The organism is Psychrosphaera aestuarii (assembly GCF_017948405.1).
In the GTDB taxonomy this organism is placed as follows: domain Bacteria; phylum Pseudomonadota; class Gammaproteobacteria; order Enterobacterales; family Alteromonadaceae; genus Psychrosphaera; species Psychrosphaera aestuarii.
Map to the genome: position 1 here is coordinate 1,549,559 of NZ_CP072844.1, position 26,812 is coordinate 1,576,370.

Genomic DNA, 26,812 nt, shown 5'->3' on the forward strand with positions numbered 1-26,812 from the left:
CAAGGGCTTTTTTATGAAATAAGTAAAGCCTTAACTTTTCTCAGTACCTGAATTTTTTATATGATGAAAATCAACTTCTTCACTAGCAATGCCAGCGTTAGGATCGTTGAACCTATCGTAATCAAATTCATTTTCAGAAGTGGCTACAACACAACTTACCATACAATCACCCGTTACATTCACCGCGGTTCGTGTCATATCTAATAGACGGTCAACACCTAAAATTAATGCAATACCTTCAACCGGCAGACCGACTTGTTGTAAAACCATTGCCAACATTACCAAGCCAACCCCGGGAACAGCTGCTGTACCAATTGAAGCAAGTGTCGCAGTTAGTACCACCATTAAATAATCGCCAATAGTTAGATCAACGGCGAAAATCTGTGCAATGAAAACAGTCGCAACGCCCTGCATTATCGCAGTGCCATCCATGTTTAAAGTAGCGCCCATAGGCAAAGTGAATGAAGCTATAGAATTTTTAACACCAAGTTTTTTTGTCGCGGTTTCCATCGTTACTGGTAACGTTGCACCTGAACTTGACGTACTAAATGCAAAAAGAGCGGCATCTCGCATTTTTTTATAAAACATGACAGGGTTGAGTCCGGTAAGCGACTTTAACAGCACACCATAAATGACTAGCCCATGTATAAGTAGAACTGCGATAACAAGAAGGAAGTATTTACCTAAATTAGCAATAATAGCGAAATCCATTGTTGTCATAAGCTTTGCAAGTAAACAAAATACACCGTATGGCGCTAGGTTCATTAGGATGACAACAAGACGCATAATAACAGCGTTAATATCAACAAATATAGCAGCTAAGCGCTCACCAGGCTTACCGGCAAGGGCCATTGAAATACCAAATAGCAACGCAAAAACAATAACTTGAAGCATATTGCCATTTGCCATGGATGCAATTGGATTGGTAGGGAACATGTTAATTAGCACTTGCGCAAACCCGGGTGCTTCTTTTGCTGCATAGTTTGCGTCGGTCGCCATATTAACTCCCTCACCAGGTGCAATTACCAATGCAGCAACAATAGCTAAGGTAATGGCAATGGCCGTAGTAAATAAATATAGTGCGATTGATTTACCACCTAAACGGGCAAGTTTAGATGTATCGTTTAAACTGCATGTGCCAACCACTAATGAAACAAATACTAATGGGACGACGATCATTTTTAAACTAGCGACAAATATTGCCCCACCGACTTTAAATACGCCATCTACGAAAAAATCTTTAATAGAGAGTTCAGCAAAACCAAGCGGGATTTTAAAGTCTCCTTCGTTGCCAAACAGTACCTGAAAAAATATACCAACCGCGATACCGGAAAACATACCGATTAATATTCGCGCGGTTAATCCCATTTTTTTATTATCCTGTTGAATTGTCATTTGTCTTATTCTTATTTTAAGTTTCAAATTTGCGACAATATAACCATAAAATTTAATTAATTTCACCTTGAACATTGCTTGAGCGAATAAAAACTAAAAAAAAGCAGAAAACGTTTGTGTAATAAATTGATATTTATTAACTTAGCAACAAAGAATGCGGTAGTTGCATAAAATAATAGGGAGAGGTTACATGTTACCAGCGCTATTTAAAGGCTCATATAAAAGCTTTATAGTTGGTTTATTTACATTGTTTGTTGTCGCTTGTAGTGGGGATGGCACTTTGTCAGATGGTTCATCTACTGGTGGAACAGGAACAGGTTCAGGGAATGACGTCTACAAGTTAGCCGTTGTATATGCAAACACAGATGGTACTTCAAGTAGTTCATTTGATTTTGGCGACGTAGTTACAATTACAGCAACCCTAACACTTAATGATGAAAGTGTTGAGGGAGCCATTATCAACTTTGCAAATAGCGATTCATCATTAGCATCACTCAGTGTTGCACAAGCAACAACAGACTCTAACGGTCAAGCAACGACTCAATTAACAGGGGGCGTTGCAGCAGGAACTGGAACGGTAACTGTCTCTACTAGTACTGGGTCGTTAGATGCAATAATTACTAATTACACTTCTCTAGGTGATACAACAAGTACTACCAACCATACCGCATATCTAGTCCCTAGCTCCACTACGGTAGCGGAATACCCCAATTTAACTGGGTCTACTATTACAACGATTTCATCATCACAGCCAGGACGCATTGTAATTCAACTTAACGATGATAATTTACAACCTATACCTCGTGAAATCGTTTATGTAGAGCTTGATGAACGTTCAACTGAGTTGTTAAATTTAAGCGTTGATAATGGTGGTATTGCAACTAATGCCGATGGATATGCATCGTTAACTCTAGAAGCAACAGACGTAAGTGGCGCCGGGAAATTAAATGTTATCTACAACGATGAAGTTGTTGCCTACGTGGTATTTAACGCTGCAGGGGATGGCGATCAAGAAGTAACAAAAGATATTGGTACTGTAGAGCTACTTTCCGACGCATTCCAAATGGCTTCGTCGGGGGCGCAATTGGTTAATCTAATTGGCCTAGTAAAAGACGAGAACAATAATCTAATGGAAGGTGTAACGGTTTCATTCGTTACCACATCTGGCGGTATACGTGTTAATCAAGCGACTACAGGTCCAGATGGGAAAGCCATTGCGGTATTAGACACATTAAATGCACCGCAAACGAGAGCTATTGAGGTGACGGCAATTGTCGGTGATAAATCCGATACGGTAAGTATTTCAGTTACCGGCACAACAATTAAAATAAACGGCAATGACTCAATTGTTACTGGAAATGCCGCAGTTTTCAGTGCTGTATTACTTAATTCTGATGGTGTTGGTATTGCTCAAACAAGAGTTTATCTGGTAAGTGAGAGTGGTAATGAGCTAACGGATATGAGCGGCTCGGTGTTACCAATAGATAGTTCAAACGGCTTATCGTATGTGGAAACGGATGCCACTGGTAGCGCACAGTTTAAGTTTAATGCAACAACCAGCGGAACAGACACCATTGTTGCATCAGCGTTAGGTGAAAGTAGTGACTTTAATATATCGGTATCTCCTGATACTTTCGTTATTGAGGAGTTAAAAGTAAACGACAGCATAGTCACCACAGCTGAAGTGCCAATGATTCAAGGTGGAGTATTTAAACTAGTTTGGGAAAAAGATGGTAGTCCATTTGTCGGAGATGTGTTGTTCTCCACAACGCGAGGCCAAATATTTGCTAAAGGAGCGGATACCTCAACGGCGACGCCTATTACTAATGTCGTATCGACCGATGCGGAAGGTAATGTAGAGGTAATGTTAGTATCATCTAATGCTGGCCCAGCAATATTAACGGCTAAGGCGCCGGGGCTTTCAGCAACCTATGAGTTTGAGTTTGTAGCAGAGACTGCACATCAAATTACGCTACAAGCTTCTCCATTTTCAATTGGACCAAACGGTCAGCAATCAACAATTAGCGCGGTTGTACGAGATATAGACGGTAACTTAGTGAAAAACAGGCCGGTTAATTTTCAGTTATATGACGTGAGTGGTGGCGCTATTTTTCCTGCAACTAACGTGACTGACAGTAATGGATTAGCAACAACCGTATATAGTTCTAGTACTGTGTCATCTCGCGATGGCGTAGCAATAGCTGCTTGTACGGATACGACTGGTTCAGCTAGTAACTGTTCAAACACTAGAAATACCAATGGTAATAACGATAGCCTTGATGATACATATGCTTGTACCGTTAATGCTAAAGAGTGTGTTTCAGACAGCGTTAAAGTGACAGTGGCAGAGAGAGAGCTATTTATTACCGCTGGTTTAGGAAATGCTGTCGGTGAACCAACGGATCAAGAGTACCAATATGACGTTCCGGTTTATGTTACCGACGTAAATGGAAATCCTATCTCAGGCGTAGAGTTAAGTATCTCAGCCATTTCTACGCATTATGCAAAAGGTTTTTGGGTTCAAGAAATCGATCCAGAGGACGACTCGTTTATTAAATGGGTATCGTTTCGCTCTGTCACTTGCCCAAGCGAAGACATTGACCGTGATGGTGTGTTAGACGTGCAAGTAGATGGTGAAGGCTTTAACGAAGATACCAATGGCAATGGAGTGTTAGACCCGGGTAATATAGTCAGAACGTTAGGAGACTTTGTTACAGACGAGAATGGTGCAACGATGATTTCGTTAATCTATGCCCAATCTTATGCCGCTTGGGTTGATATTGAATTTGAAGTTGAGGCTAAAATGGCAGGTACTGAACACACCCGTACACTGCGTTTTACATTACCAATACTGCAAGATGATGTCTCTGATGAAAAGTTCCCACCAATTAGACATAACTACGGTACTGATACGAACTGCAACACGACGAACTAAATCTTAAAGTATGATATTAAGTTCAAAAAAGGAGGCAAATGCCTCCTTTTTTTATTAGCTAGATATTAGCTATTCGCAACGCAGTTTTAACCGGTTATCTTTGGAAGTCGTAAACCGAACCTAAGTTTAAGATCTGCGTTAGCTCATCTAACGCTGTTCTAGATTCCATAACTAAGCTTGGATCGATTAAGTCGTTTTCTGACAACTCATCACGGTAGTGCTTATCCACCCAGGTATTTAATGTAGTGAATAACTGATCTGACATTAAGACATGTTGGTTTGTTGCTGCTAGTTCTTGCTCACTAAGCGCGACTCGAAGTCTTAGACATGCAGGACCACCGCCATTTCTCATGCTTTGCTTAACGTCAAAAAAATGTACTTTTTTAATAGGCGTGTTTTGACTAACTAGCTGTTCAAGATAAGCAGAAACCGCAGAGCTTTCTTTACACTCCATTGGCGCGATAATAGCCATTTCGTTATTACCAATATCGACTAACTGAGTATTAAACAAATAAGTTTTAACGGCCTCGTCAACAGTAACTTGATCAGACCCAACTTTTACAAAATGCATATCTTTTTTGTTTTTTGCAGAATACTTAGCATTCAATTCAGCTAACTTTTGCTCGGTGTCTAAAAAAGCTTGTTCGTGATAGAACAACACGTTTTGATTACCTACCGCAATAACATCGTTGTGAAACACGCCTTGATCAATAACATCTGGATTCTGTTGTACATAAACAACACCAGAGTCATCTAGTTGATGCAAACGAGAAACAGCAGTACAAGCCTCAAACGTATGACGAGCTGGGTATTTAATCGGAGCTGGCTTGTTGTGATCAAAAGCGTAACGACCGTAAACAAACATCTCTATGCCACCTTCACCGTAATTGTCACAAAAACGAGTGTGGTTTGCTGCACCTTCATCACCAAAGTGATCATTATCAGGCAGATGACGATGATGTGCGAAGTGAGATTCGTTCGCAAACATGGCTTGTAAAATTCTGCCACTTGTTTCCGGCTCAAGTGAACGATGAAATTTATTTGTTAAGTTTGCTGGCGTGAAGTGTACTTTTTTATCAGCTGTGTCAGAACTAGGTGATACCGTAGCTGCATTCGCAGTCCACATACTTGATGCTGAATACACAGCTCGTAGAATTTGTGGAGCATGTTTTTTTGCTTGCTGAAGAATATTGGCATCAGATCCAGTAAAACCAAGACGACGTAACGCATTCATATCAGGACGTTCCTGCGGTGCTAAAACGCCTTGTTTGAGTCCCATGTCGTGCAAAGCTTTCATCTTTTGTAGGCCTTGCTTAGCTGCAGATTTTGGGTTTGATACATCTTTTGCATTTGATAAGGAGGCGACATTGCCGACTGACAACCCGGCATAATTATGTGTAGGGCCAACTAAGCCATCAAAATTTGCTTCAAAATACTTCATTAAATCAACACTCCTCAATATTTAGTTCCAAATAGATTTTTATTCAGAAAAAAAAATTATTATATTTGTAATTAAAGCTGATTATTTCGCTTTATCGAGCTTCAGCGTGGCGGAAAATAATTTTATAAATTTATTGAGCGAAATTTTATAAACTTCAAAAAACGCTGAAACACTTATAAACATTGCGCATAAGACGCTGTAAAACGTTTATATTATACGCAGTTAAGTTAAAAAATCTAAGTTAAAGACAGAAATTGATAGCGATTTGTGCTTGAAGTCGAATAGAATCGCATATATATCTTATAAGTTAGTATAACTACGCAAATAAACTAAAAACGCTACCGTGGCTTTAAAATTAAGCGGCGGACAAGTTTTATAAGCGATTGAGGAATTATGGGAAAATCTCTGGTAATAGTAGAGTCACCAGCAAAAGCAAAAACAATCAATAAATACTTGGGTAAGGATTTTGTTGTTAAGTCGAGCGTTGGTCATATTCGTGATTTACCTACGTCTGGTGGGCCTAAAAAGGCAGCAGAACGAACTTCCACTAAAGGATTATCTGTTGAAGAAAAAGCGGCGCTAAAAGCAAAAAAAGACAAAGAAGCTCTAGTTGGCCGAATGGGTATCAATCCTGAAAAAGGGTGGGCAGCCAAGTATCAGATATTGCCAGGCAAAGAAAAAGTCGTAACCGAATTAAAGAAATTAGCGAAAGATGCAGATCAAATATATCTTGCAACCGATTTGGACCGCGAAGGGGAAGCAATAGCATGGCACCTGAGAGAAATTATTGGTGGTAGCGATGATAAATTTAAACGAGTTGTATTTAACGAAATAACCAAGAGTGCGATCCAACAAGCATTCTCAAAGCCAGGTGAACTAAACATTGACCGAGTCAATGCACAACAAGCGAGACGTTTTTTAGATCGTGTTGTTGGCTTCATGGTATCACCATTGCTATGGAAAAAAATTGCTCGAGGACTGTCAGCAGGGCGAGTTCAGTCTGTTGCGGTTCGCTTGGTAGTTGAACGTGAGCGAGAAATCAAAGCGTTTATCCCAGAAGAGTTTTGGCGTTTACATGCAGACACAAATACAGCCGACCGTAAAAACATCATGCTTGAAGTTGCTAAGCAACAGGGCAAAACATTCAAGCCTGTTAATAAAGCACAGATGGATGCTGTTTTAGAAGATATAAAAGCGCAGACATTTACTGTTAGTAACCGAGAAGATAAACCTTCGAAAAGTAAGCCGTCAGCACCGTTTATCACATCGACTTTACAACAAGCAGCGAGCACTCGACTAAGCTTTGGCGTTAAAAAAACCATGATGATGGCACAGCGTCTATATGAAGCCGGTCACATTACTTACATGCGTACAGACTCGACGAACCTAAGCTCAGAGGCCGTGGGCGCGTGTCGTATGTTCATCCAAAGTGAGTTTGGTGAAAAGTATTTGCCAACATCACCAATGATGTATGGTAGTAAAGATGGCGCTCAAGAGGCCCACGAAGCGATTCGACCTTCGAACGTAGGATTGACCGCAGATAAGCTAGATGGCATGGAGCGCGATGCTGTGCGCCTTTATGAGCTGATTTGGAATCAGTTTGTCGCTTGTCAAATGGTTCCTGCAGAATATGACGTGACAAATGTCACTGTAAGTGCAGGTGATTTTGAACTTAAAGCTAAAGGTCGAGTTCTAAAATTTGACGGTTGGACAAGAGTTCAGCCGGCAATTAAAAAAGCCAACGACGATAATATTGAGCTTCCAGACGTTAAAGTAGGCGACAACCTAAATCTAAATGAGTTGTTACCAAAACAACACTTCACCAAGCCAGTGGCCAGATTCTCCGAAGCTAGTCTTGTAAAAGAACTTGAAAAACGTGGTATAGGCCGACCATCAACTTATGCATCGATTATAGGTACTATTCAAGACCGAGGTTATGTTCGGTTAGAAAGCCGACGCTTTTATGCAGAAAAGATGGGTGAAATTGTTACTGACCGCTTAGTAGAAAATTTCACTGACCTACTCAATTATGACTTTACGGCTCGAATGGAAGGCCGTTTAGATGAAGTTGCTCATGGCGACTTAGAGTGGAAAGCATTATTAGACAGCTTTTATGAAGAGTTTAAAGGTAACTTAGAAGTTGCATCTAGAGAATCAGACGAAGGCGGAATGCGCCAAAACACGCCAATTGAAACTGATATCGAGTGTGGGAAGTGCGGACGAAATATGAATATTCGTACAGCAAGTACGGGCGTTTTTCTTGGCTGTTCAGGTTATGCTTTACCGCCTAAAGAGCGCTGTACAAATACCATGAATCTTACTTCTGGTGATGAAGCTGAAAATGTCACTAGTGAAGAGCAAGAAGCAGAAGCATTGCGTCATATGAAACGTTGTCCAGTATGTGCCACGGCCATGGACAGTTACTTAATTGATGAAAAACGTAAGATTCATATTTGTGGTAATAATCCTGTTTGTGAAGGGTTTGTTGTTGAAAAAGGTGAATTTAAGCTTAAAGGCTATGATGGCCCTCTAATCGAATGTGATAAGTGTCAATCAGACATGGAGCTCAAATCTGGTCGTTTTGGTAAATACTTTGGTTGTACTAACTCTGAGTGTAAAAATACTCGTAAGCTGTTGAAAAATGGCGAAGCAGCGCCACCAAAAGAAGATCCAACGCATCTTCCAGAATTACCGTGTGAAAAGTCCGACGGTTATTTTGTATTACGTGACGGAGCTGCTGGTCTTTTCATGGCTGCATCCACTTTCCCTAAATCGAGAGAGACTAGAGCACCATTTGTTGAAGAGTTACAGCGATTTAGAGATAGAATTAGTCCTAAGTTTTACTATTTGGCAGACGCGCCAGCGCAAGACCCAGATGGTAATAAGTCTAAAGTTCGATTTAGTCGCAAGACGAAACAACAGTACGTTATGACTGAAGACGATAACGGCAAAGCAACAGGTTGGGCTGCATGGTTTACTGACGGTGAGTGGACTGTCGATGATGGTCGTAAAAAACCAAAAGCAAAAGCAAAACCTAAAGCTAAAAGTAAAGCCAAAGCCAAAGCAAAATAGTGCTAAGTGTATATAATTAAGTTTATGTAGCTCAGTATGAAAAATTTAAAGGCCCTCAGGAGTAAGTCACTCTATTGAGGGTCTTTTTGTAAGTAAAAACCCAAAGTTGCTCCTGCTAAGTATAAGTATAATTATAAGTATAAGTATAAGTATAAGTTTAACTATCCATGATCGATATTAGTGATATTCATTTAATACAAGTTGTCAGCCAAGTTGGAAGTATCACCAAAGCCGCCGAGCTACTTCACATATCTCAGCCAACATTAAGTAAACGTATTAGTCGACTCGAACAAAAGCTTAAGATGGCTTTGTTTTATCGAGACACTGGCGGTATGGTCCCTACAGAAGCAGCAAAACTATTAACTCACCGTAGCCAAACACTGACTTCACAATTAGCTCAGTTGGAGCGCGAGCTTGAACTAATGGCTAATTTAAAAGGCGATATGATTTCTATTGGTGTCGGGCCAATAGTAGAGCAAGACATTTTGCCAAAGGTGTTACTAGATTTTGTAGAGCACGAATATAATTTTAAAATCTCAACCGTGACCCTGTCATCAGAGGCGTTACTAGAAAACCTAATGAATGGCCGGTTAGATATAGTTATTGGAACATTTGGCGAAGAAGACGTTCCGACAAATTGTTTAGCGCCACTAAAATATAGCAACCGTTTTGTAGGCGTTGTACGAAGCGGCCATGCTTTGAGTAATCATAAAAAGGTTCACTTAAGTGAATTGATGGAATATAGGAATATTTCTCCAAGTATACCTAAAAACTTAAGTTTTAAGGCTTCTTTATTGATAAAGGATCGTGACTTCACGCCTTCTATAGCCTGTGAAAGTTACGATATAGCCAAGCGAGTAGTATTAAACTCTGATTACGTTACTTCTGGTCCAGAGGTACTATTTAGAAATGAATTTCTCTCAGAACAGCTAGTTAAGCTTGAGTTAGAGTCAGACTTGATTTGGGAGTGCCGCTGTTTAGTGAAACCTGAACGCAGTCTTGCTCCAGCTATACAAGAAGTCATTGGCTTATTTTCTCAGTACATGTCGCCCGTTGAAATGCCTTAAAGTTTGTTTTCAATTCAGATTGACTAAATTAGTCGCATTTAGATTGAAATTACCGCGACTAATGACATTTCTTTGTTAGGGGTATGAAAAAAGTTTATTACACCTTAGGCTGTTGCACCTTTAAACTCCGCTATCCAAATTTCGGCCTGCATTACAAAAGCGCCACGTCAAATTCAACATAAAAGGGTTTACAAACTCAATGAAAAATAATCAAGTACCGGCTAAATCTATTATCGCCTTATCTTTAAGCGCATTATTCATGTCGGAGGCTACAATAGCTGCCGGCTTTTATTTAAATGAGCATAGCGCGAACGGGTTGGGTAGAGCATTTGCAGGGCAAGCTGCTTTGGCTGAGAATGCAACGGTATTGTATTCAAACCCTGCGGCAATTACGCAATTTGATGCCGCTACGATGAGCCTATTTTTAAGCTACGTTGACCCAGGTATTAACTCTACAGGTTCTGTGACGCTTACTAACCAAGGGCAAAACTTGACGCTAAACGCGGATCAAGATGATGTTGCTGGCAGTGCTTTTATTCCAGCAGCTTTTTATGCTCGTCCATTAAACGAGAAATGGTCTATTGGTCTTGGTATGTATAGTAACTATGGCTTGGCCTCAGACTATGACGACAGTTTCACGGCATTACATTTTGGCGACCGAGCCGAGATTAAATCCGTTAACCTCAATCCTACCGTCGCTTACCGCCTATCTGACACAATTAGCCTAGGACTGGGGTTAAACGCAGTTTATAGCGAAGCTGAACTTAGTACGTCGGTTCCGGCTGTTATATCCGGCGCAATCGGTGGTATTGTGCCGCCATTAGCCTCTATTGCTAAAGTACAGGGTGATGACTGGTCATTTGGTTGGAACATAGGTGCATACTGGTTGCCTACTCCAAACACTACAATTGGACTTAGTTACCGCTCAGAAGTTGCTCTATCACTATCGGGCGATTTCAAATCTGATGTGGTTGCTGCATATAATCAAGCTGGCTCAGTAGATATTGATTTACCTGCACTTGCAGAGCTAGCAATAAGTCAAAAAGTATCAGAACAACTTTCTTTCCAAGCTAGTATCAACTGGTTTGGATGGAGCAGTTTTGACGTACTTGAAGCCAATTTAGAAAACGGTGTTGATGTGTTGTTAAAAGAAGAGCAATTTCACAACGCTAAAAAGTACAGTTTAGGAGCAACGTATATTCTGAATGCACAATGGGTTTTACGAACCGGTGTTGCCTATGATGAAGGTGCTGTTTCAGATGAGCACAGAAGTATAAGTATTCCAGATACTGACAGACGTTGGTTGAGTGCGGGCGCAAGCTACACGTTAAACGACGCACTATCTATCGATGCTGGTATTGTAAAAGTCTATGGTAAAGAAGCGAAAGTAAATGAACAAACAGCGTTTGGTCCGTTAACATCGACGTTAGAAGCGACCCAAAAAGCCTCTGCCACTATTTTATCCGCCCAAATAAACTATAAGTTTTAAAAACGAGTTTTAACGTTTAAAAAGGAGTTAAACCACTTTACAAAGTTATTTAGTGGTTTAACTCTGCCTTTTCTCTCATCAAACCGTCGGTAAGCTTTTCATCCAGTCCTTTAACCATGGTAAGGCTTTAGTTTCAGGCTCCAAAGTTTCACAAGCGTCTATTTTCAACATCGGTACTGGCGCAATGCCTTGTAACTCATAAAATAGCTCTTCCATTTTCTCGCCTGCACCACAAAAAGTAGGGTAACTTGAGTCACCCAGCGCAATCACACCAAATGGTTTTTGTTGCTGCATTGGCATAGTGTCGCGTGCTGAAAAGTAAAAACTTTCCAAATTTGAGGGTAGGTCGCCTTGCCCTGTAGTCGAGGTTATGACTAAACAAGCGTCAACATCATGAATATCGGTAACTAGTGCAGAACTGTTGTAAACGGTTGTATGCCCAGCGTCATGCAATGCTTGTTGAACGGTATTTGAAAGTTCTTGCGCGGCGCCGTAAACGCTCCCCATAATTAATGCAACTCGAGCCATGATGTGAATCTCCTAAACTTTGATAACAGCCATGTTAGCTAAAATAGTTAAACGAACAATAGCTAAACGAACAATAGTTAAACGAACTGAGGTAAAACATTGTATCGAAATTTATGTTGTCGGCCACCGACATTGTTCAAAAACGCTGGTTAAAGCCTCATCAAGAGGTGCATGTATACTGATACACTGTTTTGTAGTCGGATGTACAAAGCTAATACTAGCAGCATGTAATGCAAGCCTGTTGAGCGCTAAATGCTCACGAGCAGATTTATTTTGTTTACCATCACCGTGGTTAGTATCGCCAATAATCGGGTGTCTTATATGTGCCATGTGTCGCCGTAATTGATGTTTACGTCCCGATTTAGGGTTCAGCTCTACCAAAGAGTAGCGACTTTTTTCATAGCGTCCAGATGGAAAGGGTAGTTCGGCTGTGGCAATCGTTTTTAAATAGGTCAATGCTTCTTGTGGAGCTAGATCGGTTGCTCGGTTTTTATCTGCTATTTTGTCAAAGATACGTGTAAGAGCGTAGTCAATGGTAATTTGCTCTTGTGTATGACCACGAACCATAGCCAAGTAGGTCTTCTGTATTTCATCGTTTGCAAACGCTTTACTCATGGTGGCTGCAATTTCGCTACTTAATGCGAACACAAGCACGCCCGACGTGGGTCTGTCTAAGCGGTGGATTGGAAAAACGTGTTGACCAATAAGATCTCTAGTGAGTTGAAGCGCAAACAACGTCTCTCGTTTGTCAATTTCGCTTCGATGTACAAGTAAACCTGACGGCTTATTAATAGCAACTAAATCATTATCTTGATAAAGAATAGAAATCTCTGGGGCTTGATCAAAAACTATATTACGCATTATTAACTATTCAGTGAATATTTTACGCTAAGGATACCACTTAACGTCGCTAGCCCCTATAATTGGCAGGCTAAATAATTAAAAGGAAAACTAATGTCGACCGCGAACTCTAATAATCCAGTCCCAACAATTGCCGATTTAATGTTGCAAGCTGACGCCAATTGGCGCGTTTTTGATATGGGACGTCGTATCCAGTCGATTAGTAAAAGTGACTTTGCCGCTATCGAGAATGGCGAAAAACCGTATCCATTTCCTCTTCAGCAAAAAGCGAGGTTTGCTGTACTGTTTTGGGATCAAAAAGAGTCAAAACAAAGTGGCATGACAAACCCTTTTATTTGGTTTCTTCAATTTGAAGTTGATGAATTAGGCTTACTAAAACTGCAACAAAGAGATCATTTTATCTCTATTGTTATTAAAGAGTTAGGTTCATCAATAATAGGTGCAACAGACTCGGACAAGTTAGATAATCACCCTTATTCATTTACACCGGATCAAAATAGGCAAGCTGCGTTTAACGCGACGATAAAAGTTGCTTTGAAGCAACCGGCATCTATGTATTACGAACATGTGCAAGCTTATTTCACTAATCAGATTAGTATTGATAAGTGGCAAGAGTTGACGGTTCAGGGTATTGCTGACTTTGCCGCTCGTATTAATGAAAGTCAAAATGATTTAGCGTTGATAAATAATTTAGATCAATTGTCAGTTCAAATACTTAGCGTTTTAGGCGCGACGTTGGAGCATTCGAAGATTGGTATTAAATTAACGGAAAAATTGATAGTGCAGCAAAAGTTGGCGCTTGAAACATCTGATCACGAAGAAGTATTCCATTTATTAAGATGTATGGCAGGAAGTGAGTCTAAGTCATTAGTTCAGCAACAATTAGCTTTTTTACTTTCATCAGACGCGCTAAATGAGGAATCGTTATACTTGATAATAGCGGGTCGCTTTTGGAGTTATTTGACTGACGACTCACTACGTCATCTGTACTTTGATAAAATATCGCAACATACCAACCAACAGTTGTTTGCTGGTATATTTGCAGACTTAGTCGCAATACCAGAAACGAGACAGTGTGTATTAAGTTTACTTAGAGACCCATCTCGCTCTGCTTCAGTATCAAGAGCGATCGGGACCTTGTTCGGCCAATAATAAAATACGATTAATAATTGCTTTTATGCCGTTGCCTCTTGATGGACTTAATTGGTCCATCAAGCCTAGCTGATCAAGATAAGACGGCATATCGAACTCTAGTACTTGGCGATGAGATTTGCCATTAAACGCCGCGAGCACAATGGCGATTAAACCTTTCACTATTTTTGCGTCTGAACTGGCTGCTAATAGAAGTTGATCTTGGTGCCAGGAGGCAACTAACCAAACCTGACTTTCACAGCCTGCAACTTGGCTTTCCTCACGCTTAAGCGTTTCATCAAACGCTGGTAATTCTTTACCCATCAACATAATGCGTCGGTACTTATTTTGCCAGCCATGTTCTTTGTCCATTAGTGATAATACTGAGGCGTCGTTCAAGGTAAATGAGTTTGAAAAGTCCGCTATTGCTTGGTTCATATTGCTCTACTTGTTTTATATATCTAATAATTCTATGGTGTTTTTAAGGGCTTTTACGAACTGGTTTACGTCATTTAGTTCATTATAAACAGCCAATGATACTCGGATTGTACCGTCTGTACCGAGCGCCTGCATGAGTGGCATTGCGCAATGGTGGCCACAACGAACTGCAATTTGTTGTTGGTCTAACAGCATACCAACATCAGCGACTGATTCATCGTTTAAAGTAAATGAAACAACCCCAACATTGGCAGTCAAATCACCATATAGCGTTATGTTATCGATTGATTTTAGTTGGTTAAGGAGCGCTTTATATAAGTCGTCAATATGACTATGTTGAGTTTGGTACAGTTCGCTGTTCACAAAATCCAATGCGGCTTTAAGACCAATAACACCGGCAATATTTGGTGTGCCAGTTTCCAATAACGCAGGAATTGGTCTAAACGACGTTTTATCCCTTGATACTTGCGTGATCATTTCTCCACCAAACTGAACTGGATGCATTTCAGCCTTTTTACGTTCGGCAATATATAAAACGCCAATTCCTGTTGGACCATAAAGTTTATGACCCGAAAAGGCATAAAAATCGCAGTTTAATACGCTCACGTCAATTGGTAGGTGAGCAACAGCCTGTGCGCCATCAACTAGGGTCGTCGCACCAACTTCATTGGCTAACTCAACCATTTTCGCTACTGGATAAATACTTCCCAGTGCGTTTGATACGTGCTGAACCGCAACTAGTTTTGGTTTTGTTAATAAGACTTCTTGGTATTGGCAAAGATCTATTTGCCCGGTAGATGTTAATTCAATAATGTGTAGTTTAAGCTGCTTTTGCATAGCCAATTGTTGCCACGGCACAAAATTGGCGTGATGTTCAGATGCCAACACCACAATACCATCGCCAGGCATAAGGTGGTGCATTGCCCAGCTTTGAGCGACTAAATTGATAGAGTCAGTAGTACCTTTAGTCCAAACTATGTTAGATGGGGAGCCGGCACCAATAAAATTTGCAACCGCACTTCGAGCCTGTTCATATTGAGCCGTTGTATTTTTAGCAGCTTGATAGGAGCCTCGGTGAACATTGACGTTATTACAGCTGTAAAAAACTGACATTGCTTCGATGACAGATTTCGGCTTTTGAGTTGTGGCAGCACTGTCCAAATAGATCAAATCTGGATTGTTTGCAAAAAAAGGGAAATGTTTCTTTAGGCTCATAAATAACAGACATAAAAAAGGGCAAACTAAGATGAACCTAGTTTACCCGAATTTTATAAGGGCGTAAAAATTAACACTCGATTATATTAACCGCTAAACCACCTCTAGCGGTTTCTTTGTATTTGGATTTCATATCGTTACCAGTATCCCACATGGTTTTGATAACCTTATCGAGAGAGACTTTCTGGCCACCACTACCACGAAGCGCTAAACGAGCGGCATTAATGGCTTTGATTGATCCCATCGCATTCCGCTCAATACATGGCACTTGCACCAACCCACCAACTGGGTCGCACGTTAAACCTAAATTATGTTCCATACCAATTTCTGCTGCATTTTCAACTTGTTCAACGCTGGCACCTTGAATTTCGGCTAACGCGCCGGCCGCCATTGAGCAAGCTACGCCAACCTCTCCCTGACAACCCACTTCAGCACCTGATATAGAAGCGTTCTTTTTGTATAAGATGCCAATCGCACCTGCTGTTAATAAATAACGGACAATTAAGTCTTCGTTTAAAGGTTTAACAAACTTATGGTAATACATTAGTACTGCCGGAATAATGCCTGCAGCGCCGTTTGTTGGCGCAGTTACGACGCGACCACCATCGGCATTTTCTTCATTTACAGCGAGCGCAAAAAGGTTTACCCAATCCATAACAGTTAACGGGTCGTTCGATTGTTCGCTAGATAGTTTTCTGTGCAAAGCCGGAGCTCGACGGCGTACCTTTAAGCCTCCAGGTAATATGCCTTCAGTACGAATACCGCGATCGATGCAGGCTTCCATTACGTTCCAAAGTTCAACCAGTTGCTTGCGGACCACATTTTCATCAAGCCAAACTTTCTCATTGGCCATCATTAAGCCAGGAATGCTAACACCATCACGTTGACACATTTCTAGCAGTTCTGCGCCTGTTGAAAAAGGGTAAGGTACTGGTTGTGATTCGACTTGCTGTTGGGCGGTTTCTTTTTGAAGTTCAAAGTCTTCATGTTTAACAATAAAACCACCACCAATGGAATAATACGTCTGACTTAATAGGATGCTGTTGCCACTTTTAGCCGTTAATGTCATGCCGTTTGAGTGCAATGGTAATGTTTTCCGGCGATGAAAAATGATGGCATTTTTACTAGGAAAATCGATAGATTGTTTACCTAATAAAAGTAAGGTTTGACTAGACTCGATGTGAGCTAACTTTGTTGCTACCGTATCTGGGTCAATGCTTTCTGGCTCATCACCAAGTAGGCCTAAAATAACCGCTTTACCAGAGCCATGGCCAATTCCAGTTTGACCTAAAGAGCCAAATAACTCTGTTTGTATGCTTGTTACTTGTTCAAGCACACCTTGTTCTTTTATTAAATCGGCAAATTCTTTTGCTGCGCGCATCGGCCCAACGGTATGTGAACTGCTCGGCCCAATGCCGATACTGAACATATCAAAAACACTTAACATTATATTTTTCTATTTTTAGAAAACGATAAATAGATTGTAACTCAGTTTGTTATTATTCACACCATCATACACATGAGAATAACTTATTCGATATGGCGGATAAGTTTTTGTAAGATTGCAGCGGTGGCACCCCAGATAAGCTTGTTTTCATAACGTATAAAGTGAATTTTATGAGGCTTGCCTTGCCAGTTTGGAGTTAAATAAAATTGATGCTTGCGCTGTAAAAGGTACGAAAGCGGGATTTCAAAAATATCACTAACTTCTCCTTCATTTGCAACAAACTCTTGTGCTCCATCTACCAAAGCAACTAAGGGTGACATAGTAAAATGACTCACTGTATGAAGTTCGGGTAACCAACCTAAAGGTTGAATTTTTCGAGTGTCTAAGCCTATTTCTTCTTCACTTTCTCGAATCGCAGTATCTTTTAAGGTGTCGTCTGTTTCATCGTGTTTGCCACCGGGAAAACTAATTTGTCCGGGATGGTTTCGCAAATGATTTGCACGTTGAGTAAGTAGGATATGTAGTCCTTGAGCTCGCTCTATAACGGGAATTAACACCGCCGCTCTTTTTAATGGTTCGGCAGGGCCAAATCGACCATAGTCGGCTTCGTACTTTTGTTCAAAAGGACGTAAACATAAGCGAGATGCGAACTCTTCAGGGCTCATTTTTCTGTCATTCACCTTATTGCTGGTAGTTTATTAATCAATCGTTCTTGAGGTTATTGAGAATAGGCAATATTTTATTTACTTTGTCTAATGTTTCTTGATACTCATCTTCACAGACAGAATCAGCAACTAAGCCACCTCCAGCCCAACAATATATCTTATTGTTGTTACAGACTAGTGTTCTAATGGTTATATTAGTATCCATATCGCCGTTTGGTCGGATATAGCCTACCGAGCCACAGTAAACACTCCTCGGGTGCGGTTCGAGCTCATGAATGATTCGCATCGCACTTATTTTGGGTGCACCAGTTATAGAGCCACCAGGGAATGCCCCACGTAGCAAGTCTAACGAACTGGCAGAGTCTTTTAGTGTTGAGGTTATGGTACTCACCAAATGATGTACAGCGGGGTAACTTTCAATCTCAAAAATTTTAGGTACTTTAACTGTGCCGGGCTTAGACACTTTGGCAATATCGTTTCGCAACAAATCAACAATCATCAAGTTTTCTGCACGGTCTTTTTCTGCCGTTGCTAAGTCCATCGACATTTGTTCGTCTAACAAGTGATTATTACTGCGAGGGCGGGTGCCTTTAATTGGCTTAGTTTCAACTTCCCGGTTTTTGACCTGCAAAAAACGTTCTGGAGACAGACTGAGCACAGCGCCTTCCTCTAATCGAATAAAACTTGAAAAAGGCGCTTTATTTGACGCTCTTAGTGCTAAATATGCTTGCCATTCACAGCCACTATAATTGGCGTCAAAACGTTGTGCTAGGTTAATTTGATAACAATCACCAGAGGCTAAATACGACTTTACCTTGCCAAATTTATGTTGATAATCGGCAAATGTCATATTCGATAACCAAGGGCTGGTTAATTCAAATTTCGCCTCTAGTTTCTCTTTCGACGTTGTTGACGCAATTTCAGCAATTAACGCCTGCAACTCTGCAAAGTCTTTATTGGCTGTTTGTGATTGACTAAAAAACTCAATTTGATCATTGCTGTGGTTAAATATAATGCCGCTGTGGTAAATCCCAACAAACATATCTGGTAAGGTAATATCATGAGGCTTTGGTTGGGGCATGGCTTCAAAGCGGCCACCTAATTCGTAACCCCAATAACCCAGTGCGCCACCACAAAACGGTAAATCCTCTGAGCTATCAACAGTCAGCTTTTCTAGCTCTTGGTTGATCAGTTCAAGGGGGTCCTCTAAAGATGTTTTTGATTCTCCATCTTGCTTAATTATTTGGGTCAAATTGCCGGTTGTCTTAAACAGCACACTCGGTTGCCATACGCATAAACTAAATGCTTTAGCACCTTGTTCGGCATTAGCGCTGTCGAGAATAATAAACGAAGGCTTTTGCTGCAACCGAGACAAGAGTTGCTGAAAGTCAGGCTCAGACAAAAGTAAATTTTTTCGAAAAAGAGAATGCGACATTAGGTTTGATTAACTTATTTAGAATTCAATTAAACTATAGGCCAACAAAATTATACAGTTAACTTAAAAATTGCTGGTTTATTTGTTGGTTTCAATGGGCCAGAAGAGTATCATTATCAATATTAATTTTCAGTAATCATGATCAATTATTGAATCTTTGCCAAACTCGACGACAATAAACAATACGTTTTGTTTACAAAATCATATCAAAATAATTAGAGGTCGCTATGACGGTTATTCGCCAACAAGACTTAATCGATAGTATTGCAGACTCATTGCAGTACATGTCTTACTACCATCCACTTGATTATGTTCAAGCTGTTGAAAAGGCTTATCACAAAGAACAGAATCCAGCTGCTAAAGATGCGATGGCTCAAATTTTAATTAATTCCCGAATGTCTGCAGAAGGGCATCGTCCTATCTGTCAAGATACTGGAATAGTAACTTGCTTTGTAAAAATCGGTATGGCTGTGCAATGGGACAAAACCGACATGACAGTGCAGGAGATGGTTGATGAAGGCACTCGTCGTGCATATTTGAATCCGGAAAACCCGTTAAGAGCATCAATTGTTGCTGATCCAAACGGCGCACGAAAAAATACAAAAGACAATACGCCTTCGGTTGTGCACGTCGAAATGGTGCCTGGCGCAGGTATCGAAGTCATGATTGCTGCAAAAGGCGGTGGTTCTGAAAATAAATCAAAAATGGTAATGTTAAATCCATCTGACGATATTGTTGAGTGGGTTACTAAAACGTTACCGACTATGGGTGCAGGCTGGTGTCCACCAGGTATGTTAGGAATAGGCATTGGCGGCACAGCAGAAAAAGCAGCAGTTATGGCTAAAGAATCCTTAATGGATCCAGTTGATATTCAAGATCTTATCGAAAAAGGCGCGGAAACCTCAGACGAGCAATTACGTTTAGACCTATTAAAAGCAGTGAATGATTTAGGTATCGGTGCTCAAGGTCTTGGTGGATTAACAACCGTTGTTGATATTAAAGTTAAATCTTGCCCAACGCATGCCGCGTCAAAACCTGTTGTTATGATCCCAAATTGTGCAGCAACTCGTCACGTACACTTTCATTTAGACGGCAGTGGTCCAGCTAAACTTACACCGCCTAAATTAGAAGATTGGCCGGAAGTAACTTGGGAAATGGGGAAAAATGTTCGTCGCGTTAATGTTGATAGCATAACGAAAGAAGAAGTGTCGACCTGGAAAGCGGGCGATACAGTTTTACTAAGCGGAAAAATATTGACGGGCCGAGATGCGGCGCATAAGCGCATCAAAGACATGCTGGATAAAGGTGAAGGTTTGCCTGAAGGTGTCGACTTTAATGGCAGATTTATCTATTACGTTGGTCCAGTAGATGCTGTTGGTAATGAAGTCGTTGGCCCTGCAGGACCGACTACCGCCACACGAATGGATAAGTTTACAGACCTTATGTTAGGCGAAACTGGTTTAATGGGAATGATTGGTAAGGCCGAACGAGGTCCTGCTACTGTTGAGTCAATAGCGAAACACGGTTCTGTTTATTTAATGGCCGTTGGTGGAGCAGCCTATTTAGTTTCAAAAGCGATTAAAAAGTCGAGAGTTGTGGCGTTTGAAGACTTAGGAATGGAAGCAATATACGAATTTGAAGTAGAAGATATGCCTGTATCTGTGGCGGTTGATAGTACGGGAAATAACGTACATGTGACTGGCCCTGCGATGTGGAAAGGTAAAATTGCTGAGATGAACAAAAAGTAACGTAAATGTTTAAACAACCTTACTTTTGATATTTTATTGATAAGTTAATATGCCGAATAAAAAAGCCAGTTACCCCAATGTGACTGGCTTTTTGTTTATGGCGGGGTACAAAGTATGCACATTAAGCTGTTTGGAAGGTTATTCGCTTATTTAGTTATTCTGGTTATTGCTTTTACTGCAAAAACGGAGAATTTAGACGTCGTTACACAGCCAGCACATAATTCAGAATTCCTAGCTGTTTCAGCTAATGTAACTATTGATGCTCCAATTCAAAATGTGTTGCCGTTTTTTCATGGCGGTAATGCTTGTTGGCAATGGCAACTTAGGTGCAAATCGTCAAAAGTGTTAGCTAAATTAGATTCGCGACATCAAATCGTTTATACGGTTATTAATATGCCTTGGCCATTATCCGACAGAGACCTGATTTTTGATGTGGCTGTAAAAGGCGCGACGGCAACAGCTACCGGATTAATTTTGGACTCAAATGAAAACAGTTTTGATGAAAACAAAGAAAATAATCCCGTTTTAATATCCTTGAAACCCTACTCGGGCGAACTAGATCAATTAGTACAGAATGAAAAACTCGTTAGAGCGATGTCAACAATTGACTACTCGCTTTCGCCGATAAGTGAGCATCAAACCCAGCTATCTATTTATATGCATACAGAGTTTGGTGGCAGTGTATCGCCATCAATGATCAACACTCGACTCGAAAAGTCAGTACGCAAAGACATTAATGCTTTGTTACAACTGATTAACAAGAAAACACGACCACCTTCGTAGACTTAGTGACCACGGCGTAATATCTTAGCGTAATTAAGATATGTCATCTTTGACAGCAGGAAGTCATGCTAAAAATAAACAATATAGAAAAGTCATTTCGTAATGGTGATGAAGTAGTAAAAGCCCTTAACGGAGTATCATTAGAGGTGAAAGAAAATGAGTTTGTCGCTTTTATGGGCAGCTCTGGTTCTGGTAAGTCAACACTAATGAACATTCTTGGCTGTTTAGATACACCTACTCACGGCGAATATTACCTAAACGGTGAAAATGTTGCGCTAATGAGCGATGAGGATTTATCGAAAGTTCGAAATGAACATATAGGATTCATATTTCAAACCTTTCATTTACTACCAAAACTAGATGCGGTAGGGAACGTTAAATTACCCACTCGATACTCCAATATCTCAGATGAAGAAGCAACGGAAAAAGCCAAAGCCTTATTAATAAAAGTTGGATTGGAACACAGAATGTTTCACAAGCCCTTCGAAATGTCCGGTGGTCAGCGTCAACGTGTTGCCATTGCCCGGGCGCTTATTAATGAGCCGACCGTTATATTAGCCGATGAGCCTACGGGTAACTTAGATAGTAAAACATCAGAAGAGATCATGTCGTTACTAACAGCGTTACATAAGCAAGGTCAAACCATCGTCATGGTGACGCACGAAGACGATATTGCTGCTTATGCGCAACGAGTGGTTAGAATGAAAGATGGGCGAGTGTTAAGTATCGAGTCAAATGATGGAGAAGTGAGTAATGTCTAAACGTTTAATCATCATTTTACTATTGTCATTGTCCCTACCTACGGACTTGTTGGCAGAGCCGGTGTTACTTACCGGAGAGATTGCTTCGCTAGAAAAACAAATTGTATCGGCACCTAGAACCGATCGCTGGCAGATTCAAATTCAATGGATGCATGAGGAAGGCACCATTGCAAACGAAGGTGATTTGATTGCTGTTTTTGACTCAGGCTCGATTAAGTCACAAATTAAGCAAAGTGAGGAACGTCTTGCCGCCGAGCAATTAGTGCTAAAAAAGAAAAAATTAGATCTGCAACAAGCCGTGGTTAATGCTGAAGGGCAATTAAAAATAGCAAATCTAGAAGTTGAAAAAGCTAAGATAAACGCATCAGTTGTGTCTACTGATGTTAGCAAATATGACAAAGGTAAGTATCAACTTGATCTTGAGCGTGCACTCCTTGGAAAAATTCGTGCAGAACAAAACCTCGCAGTAAAAATAAAAGAAAAAGAACTAGAGTTGGTAAAACAAAATATTAACATTACAAAAATACAAGAAAATTTAGCTTACCAACAAAAGACGCTAGAGCGAGCGTCGGTTACTGCTCAAATTACAGGCCAAGTTACCCACATGATGCATCCTTGGAACGGAGAGAAGATTACTGCGGGCTCAATGTTACAGCAGTCGATGAAAGCAATGTTGGTGCAAGGGCAAGGTAGCTATCGGGTGCAAGCTTGGGTTCATGAAATTGATGTGAATAAAATTAGCGAGGGTGATACCGCAAGTTTAAAACTTGATGCATTTCCTAATAAACAATATCAAGGCGTTATATCTTCTATAGCAAGCCAATCGGAAAAAAAAGAAATGTGGAGCAACAGCGCTTATCACCGTCTATATCTTAGCTTTAACGAACAGCCAGAAGTAGAATTGTTACCGGGTATGAGTGTTCAGGTTGTTGTTGAGGAAAACAAATGAGACTACTTACGACTATTGCAGTTATCGCACCATTCTTGTTAGCGGCTTGCGGCTCACAACAGGAAACGGAACAGAGTAACAACCTTGTTACCCCTTTATCAGCAACAGGAACATTGATATCTACCGACTCCGCCACTATTTCTCCACCTAGCGTTTCTAGAATGTGGCAATACAAAATTCAATATCTAGCCAAAGAGAACAGCAAAGTTAAACAAGGCGATATTGTAGTTCGATTTGACCCTATGCAATTACGAAACGACTTAATGAGCAAGCAAAGTGAACTTGATGCCGCTATCAAGGAAAGAGAACAGTCAGATTTGATGCAAGAGCAAACACTTCAAGACCTAAAGCTCGCTAAAGCAGAAGCACAAATGAACCACGATAAAGAAAAACGCAAAGCGGAAATTGTCGATGCGTCGCGTTCCCGATTAGAAAAAGAGCGACAAATAAAGCAATATGAAATTGCCACTGCGATATTAGATCAAACAGAACAGCGCCTTAGCAACTATTTCGCTAGCAAAGTAGTTAATCAAGAAGTGTCTGATGCCCAAATTAATCGACTTACCCTTGAAGTAAATCGCATCAAGGATGAAATTGCATTATTAAATGTTAAGGCTCCTAAAGATGGCATTGTTATGTATGTCACGGAACAAAATGGTGAAAAGCCTGCCGTCGGTGAGTCAATTTGGCAGGGGCGACGAGTATTAACCATACCATCACTGGATAAAATCGCGATTCAAGCCCAGTTTGATGAGCCTGACACGACGAAAGTACGAGTTGGTAACGAAGTAAAAATAACGTTGGATGCTTATCCCGAGTTGCCATTTGTCGGCAAAATTACAACCTTAGGCCAATCGTATAAAAATAAATCAAATAGAAACCCGAAAATAGTTTTTGATGTCATTATTGATATTGAAAGTGTTGATCCAAAAATCATGAGACCAGGAATGAAAGTAAAAGTGGAACTTACATCAGGCATTAGCACACAAGGAGAAGTGTGATGAAATGGCGAATTGGAATTCTGATGTGGGCGGTGCTTAACATTGGTTGTTCGGAGCAACAAGACACAGTACCGACTTACAAGGTGGTTAAATCATCGCTAGATGTTGTGGTTCCTGCGAGTGGTGAGCTCGAGGCGGCATCAGCAAAAAAAATAAGCTCGCCTGGACGTCAACCTATGACAATTGCCTGGTTAGCAGAGGAATATAAAGAAGTGAAAAAAGGTGAGCTAATTGCCAAGTTTGACGGCGAACAGCTCAGCATAGACTCAAGAAAAGAGCAATTGGATATCGCACTTATAGAAAAAGACGTATTACGTAAGTCTGCCGAAAAAAGTCAATTAGAAACTGAACTTACTGCAGAAAAAGAACTTGTTGGTCAGGAGTTTGATTTTGCGAAGAGCTTTACGATAGATGATTTGCGTATTTACTCCCAGTTAGAAATCATAGAGTCAATGGAAAATACTGATTTCTTAAGTGCAAAAGATGAGTTTTTAGATTGGAAACAGGGCAGTATTCAATCGCAAAATCAAAGTGCGGTTGAAGTACTGGATATTCGAAAACAAGGCCATAACGCTAAACTAAAACAGCACCAACAAGCACTTGCCTTACTAGAAGTTAGAGCTCCCTTTGATGGCCTTTTAGTATTCGAAAAGAATTGGCGAGGTGAGTCATCAAATGTCGGTGATACCGTTTTTCCGGGGCGAACAATTGCCAAAATACCCAACTTAGAAAAGATGCTGGCACGTTTATTTGTTCTTGAAAAAGAAGCAATTGGATTAGCAAAAGGTCAACATGTGGAAATGACTCTTGATGCACTGCCTGACGAACGTTTTTACGGAACAATTATAGAAGTATCCGGCTTTGCACGAACTATAGAGCGCGGAAGCCCGGTTAAATATTTTGAAGTGACCGTTGGATTAGAACAAGCTGGAGATGAAGTTTTTAGACCCGGTCGTAAAATGAAAGCAAACATTCAAGTTGAAAACTACCCAGCCGTAGTTGCAGCACCTATTCAAGCTATTCACAATGAAGATGGCAACAATTATGTCTACTTGAAAAAAGGAAATGCTTTTATCAAACAAATAGTAGAAACCGGGGTGAAAAACCTCTATCTCGTAGAAGTTGTATCAGGTTTGTCAGAGGGAGATGAAATTGCTCTAAGTATTCCAGAGGGTCAAAAAAATGGATAAGTTTAAAGTGTTAATGCTTGATGCAATTGCAGAGTTGGCGTCACAGAAATTAAGAACATTACTGACTTTACTAGGCATGATATTTGGTGTTGGCGCCGTTATCGCCATGTTAAATATTGGTGATGGTGCAGAAAAAGAAGCACTTAAACTCATTGACTCTATGGGTGTGAACAATTTAATTATTCAAGGCAAACAGTTTAACTCAGATGAATTAAAAGAAGTTCGTCAAGATTCGCTCGGTTTGACTAAATCGGATGTTGCTGCGATTAATGCAACCTTACCATTTGTAACTGGTTTTACTGTTGAAAAATATATCGAAACTCACTCTTTATATAGTCAAGAGGGTAAGTCTGATGCAGTAGCAGTGGGCGTAAATGAAACATACTTTCAGTTAGCGAACCTGTCTCTTAGTCAAGGCCGAGTTATTGATGTTAATGATATTAAAAAAGTCTCACAAGTCGCTGTCCTTGGAGCTGACGTGGCAAAAGCTTTGTTCCCAAATGGGCAAGCGGTTGGACAACTTTTAAAGCTAAACCATGTCTGGTTAGAAGTGATAGGTGTATTGCAAGCACCGCAATTAAACAAAGATGAGTTTCAAGGAGTAAAGTTGGGGGGAGATAGAAATCGTGTCTTTATCCCATTATCAACAAGCTTGAAGAAATTTAGCTCAGATAAATTGGCCAGTGAACTTGATGTAATTAAAGTTTCCATTGAAAAGACATATAGCCCAATTTTAGCGTCCAAGGCCATTTCACAATTGTTATCGGCCCGTCACAGTGGTGTTGTAGATTACGACTTATTGATCCCATCGGAATTGCTGGCTCAACAAGAACAAACTCAACAGATCTTTAACATCGTAATGGCATGTGTGGCCGGGATATCATTACTCGTTGGCGGGATTGGCATCATGAATATAATGCTGGCTAACGTGTTAGAACGTACTAAAGAAATTGGCTTGTTACGTGCTGTGGGAGCCACAAAACAAGACATTAAGATGCAATTCATTACGGAAAGCTTTGTGATTTCTTTTTTAGGAGGTGTGCTTGGTGTCGTATTTGGTTTGTTACTCTCTGAAATTATCGGCTTTTATTCGCAATGGGCGGTAACGTGGTCAATGTCGGCTATCGTTCTGTCGTTAGGCATTTGTATGGTGGTTGGCGTGTCATTTGGGGCATTCCCAGCGATTAAAGCCTCAAGACTAAATCCTATTGAGGCACTACACTCTGACTAAATATAAGGAAAATCGGCCGTAAAGTAGCGG

General features: G+C 40.5%; 21 protein-coding genes. 12 read left to right on the plus strand and 9 right to left on the minus strand.

Translation table 11 applies throughout. The annotated features are described in order from the left end of the window. Positions 1-30: 30 nt before the first annotated feature. Positions 31-1,395, minus strand: coding sequence for a dicarboxylate/amino acid:cation symporter (locus J9318_RS07120; RefSeq protein WP_210559269.1), 1,365 nt, complete (start codon positions 1,393-1,395; stop codon positions 31-33). A 190-nt stretch (positions 1,396-1,585) separates the two neighbouring features. Here J9318_RS07120 and J9318_RS07125 point away from each other — a divergent pair, with 190 nt between their 5' ends. Further along, positions 1,586-4,330 carry an Ig-like domain-containing protein gene (locus J9318_RS07125; protein ID WP_210559270.1) on the plus strand — a complete coding sequence of 915 codons (2,745 nt, stop codon included), beginning with the start codon at positions 1,586-1,588 and terminating at the stop codon, positions 4,328-4,330. A gap of 94 nt (positions 4,331-4,424) precedes the next feature. On the opposite strand, the gene astB is transcribed toward J9318_RS07125, so the two are convergent. Next, the gene (gene astB / locus J9318_RS07130) at positions 4,425-5,771 is read right to left on the minus strand and encodes an N-succinylarginine dihydrolase (protein WP_210559271.1); all 1,347 of its coding nucleotides are present in this window, start codon (positions 5,769-5,771) and stop codon (positions 4,425-4,427) included. A 393-nt stretch (positions 5,772-6,164) separates the two neighbouring features. On the opposite strand from astB, the gene topA reads away from it, so the two are divergent. The 3 genes from topA (at position 6,165) to J9318_RS07145 (ending at position 11,399) form a co-directional block, all read left to right on the plus strand. Further along, entirely contained in the window at positions 6,165-8,843 is a 2,679-nt protein-coding gene (gene topA / locus J9318_RS07135) for a type I DNA topoisomerase (protein WP_210559272.1), read from the plus strand. A gap of 167 nt (positions 8,844-9,010) precedes the next feature. Beyond that, positions 9,011-9,910 (plus strand): LysR family transcriptional regulator, encoded by a 900-nt coding sequence (locus J9318_RS07140; RefSeq protein WP_210559273.1) that lies wholly within the window; start codon positions 9,011-9,013, stop codon positions 9,908-9,910. 199 nt (positions 9,911-10,109) lie between these two features. Beyond that, positions 10,110-11,399 carry an OmpP1/FadL family transporter gene (locus J9318_RS07145; RefSeq protein WP_210559274.1) on the plus strand — a complete coding sequence of 430 codons (1,290 nt, stop codon included), beginning with the start codon at positions 10,110-10,112 and terminating at the stop codon, positions 11,397-11,399. A gap of 78 nt (positions 11,400-11,477) precedes the next feature. Here the strand turns inward: J9318_RS07145 and J9318_RS07150 are convergent, their stop codons facing one another. Both J9318_RS07150 and truC read right to left on the minus strand, forming a co-directional pair. Next, on the minus strand, positions 11,478-11,927 hold the full coding sequence (locus J9318_RS07150; RefSeq protein WP_210559275.1) for a flavodoxin domain-containing protein: 450 nt from the start codon (positions 11,925-11,927) through the stop codon (positions 11,478-11,480). Between the two features lie 111 nt (positions 11,928-12,038). Further along, positions 12,039-12,788: a tRNA pseudouridine(65) synthase TruC gene (gene truC, locus J9318_RS07155; protein WP_210559276.1), complete on the minus strand. Its 750-nt coding sequence runs from the start codon at positions 12,786-12,788 to the stop codon at positions 12,039-12,041. Between the two features lie 93 nt (positions 12,789-12,881). Here truC and J9318_RS07160 point away from each other — a divergent pair, with 93 nt between their 5' ends. Further along, positions 12,882-13,940 carry a DUF3549 family protein gene (locus J9318_RS07160; protein WP_210559277.1) on the plus strand — a complete coding sequence of 353 codons (1,059 nt, stop codon included), beginning with the start codon at positions 12,882-12,884 and terminating at the stop codon, positions 13,938-13,940. On the opposite strand, the gene J9318_RS07165 is transcribed toward J9318_RS07160, so the two are convergent. From J9318_RS07165 to pabB, 5 genes are all read right to left on the minus strand, one after another. After that, positions 13,908-14,357: a SufE family protein gene (locus J9318_RS07165; protein WP_210559278.1), complete on the minus strand. Its 450-nt coding sequence runs from the start codon at positions 14,355-14,357 to the stop codon at positions 13,908-13,910. The genes J9318_RS07160 and J9318_RS07165 overlap by 33 nt on opposite strands. Positions 14,358-14,372: 15 nt before the next feature. Continuing rightward, the gene (locus J9318_RS07170; protein WP_210559279.1) at positions 14,373-15,572 is read right to left on the minus strand and encodes an aminotransferase class V-fold PLP-dependent enzyme; all 1,200 of its coding nucleotides are present in this window, start codon (positions 15,570-15,572) and stop codon (positions 14,373-14,375) included. Positions 15,573-15,642: 70 nt separating this feature from the next. After that, entirely contained in the window at positions 15,643-17,019 is a 1,377-nt protein-coding gene (locus J9318_RS07175; protein ID WP_210559280.1) for an L-serine ammonia-lyase, read from the minus strand. Between the two features lie 83 nt (positions 17,020-17,102). Then, complete coding sequence (locus tag J9318_RS07180; protein WP_210559281.1) at positions 17,103-17,684, minus strand: CoA pyrophosphatase; 582 nt, start codon at positions 17,682-17,684, stop codon at positions 17,103-17,105. A 37-nt stretch (positions 17,685-17,721) separates the two neighbouring features. After that, on the minus strand, positions 17,722-19,119 hold the full coding sequence (gene pabB, locus J9318_RS07185; RefSeq protein ID WP_210559282.1) for an aminodeoxychorismate synthase component I: 1,398 nt from the start codon (positions 19,117-19,119) through the stop codon (positions 17,722-17,724). A gap of 227 nt (positions 19,120-19,346) precedes the next feature. On the opposite strand from pabB, the gene J9318_RS07190 reads away from it, so the two are divergent. The 7 genes from J9318_RS07190 (at position 19,347) to J9318_RS07220 (ending at position 26,782) form a co-directional block, all read left to right on the plus strand. Continuing rightward, positions 19,347-20,867 (plus strand): fumarate hydratase, encoded by a 1,521-nt coding sequence (locus J9318_RS07190; protein ID WP_210559283.1) that lies wholly within the window; start codon positions 19,347-19,349, stop codon positions 20,865-20,867. A gap of 114 nt (positions 20,868-20,981) precedes the next feature. Continuing rightward, a complete protein-coding gene (locus J9318_RS07195; RefSeq protein WP_210559284.1) occupies positions 20,982-21,650 on the plus strand; it encodes an SRPBCC family protein in 669 nt (222 codons plus the stop codon). Between the two features lie 65 nt (positions 21,651-21,715). Then, positions 21,716-22,411 (plus strand): ABC transporter ATP-binding protein, encoded by a 696-nt coding sequence (locus J9318_RS07200; RefSeq protein ID WP_210559285.1) that lies wholly within the window; start codon positions 21,716-21,718, stop codon positions 22,409-22,411. Next, complete coding sequence (locus tag J9318_RS07205) at positions 22,404-23,360, plus strand: HlyD family secretion protein (RefSeq protein ID WP_210559286.1); 957 nt, start codon at positions 22,404-22,406, stop codon at positions 23,358-23,360. Before J9318_RS07200 ends, J9318_RS07205 begins: the two co-directional genes overlap by 8 nt. Further along, positions 23,357-24,361, plus strand: a complete 1,005-nt coding sequence (locus tag J9318_RS07210) for an HlyD family secretion protein (RefSeq protein ID WP_210559287.1) — start codon at positions 23,357-23,359, stop codon at positions 24,359-24,361. The genes J9318_RS07205 and J9318_RS07210 overlap by 4 nt, the downstream gene beginning before the upstream one ends. After that, complete coding sequence (locus tag J9318_RS07215; RefSeq protein WP_244731591.1) at positions 24,361-25,551, plus strand: efflux RND transporter periplasmic adaptor subunit; 1,191 nt, start codon at positions 24,361-24,363, stop codon at positions 25,549-25,551. Before J9318_RS07210 ends, J9318_RS07215 begins: the two co-directional genes overlap by 1 nt. Further along, complete coding sequence (locus tag J9318_RS07220) at positions 25,544-26,782, plus strand: ABC transporter permease (RefSeq protein WP_210559288.1); 1,239 nt, start codon at positions 25,544-25,546, stop codon at positions 26,780-26,782. The genes J9318_RS07215 and J9318_RS07220 overlap by 8 nt, the downstream gene beginning before the upstream one ends. Positions 26,783-26,812: the final 30 nt, after the last annotated feature.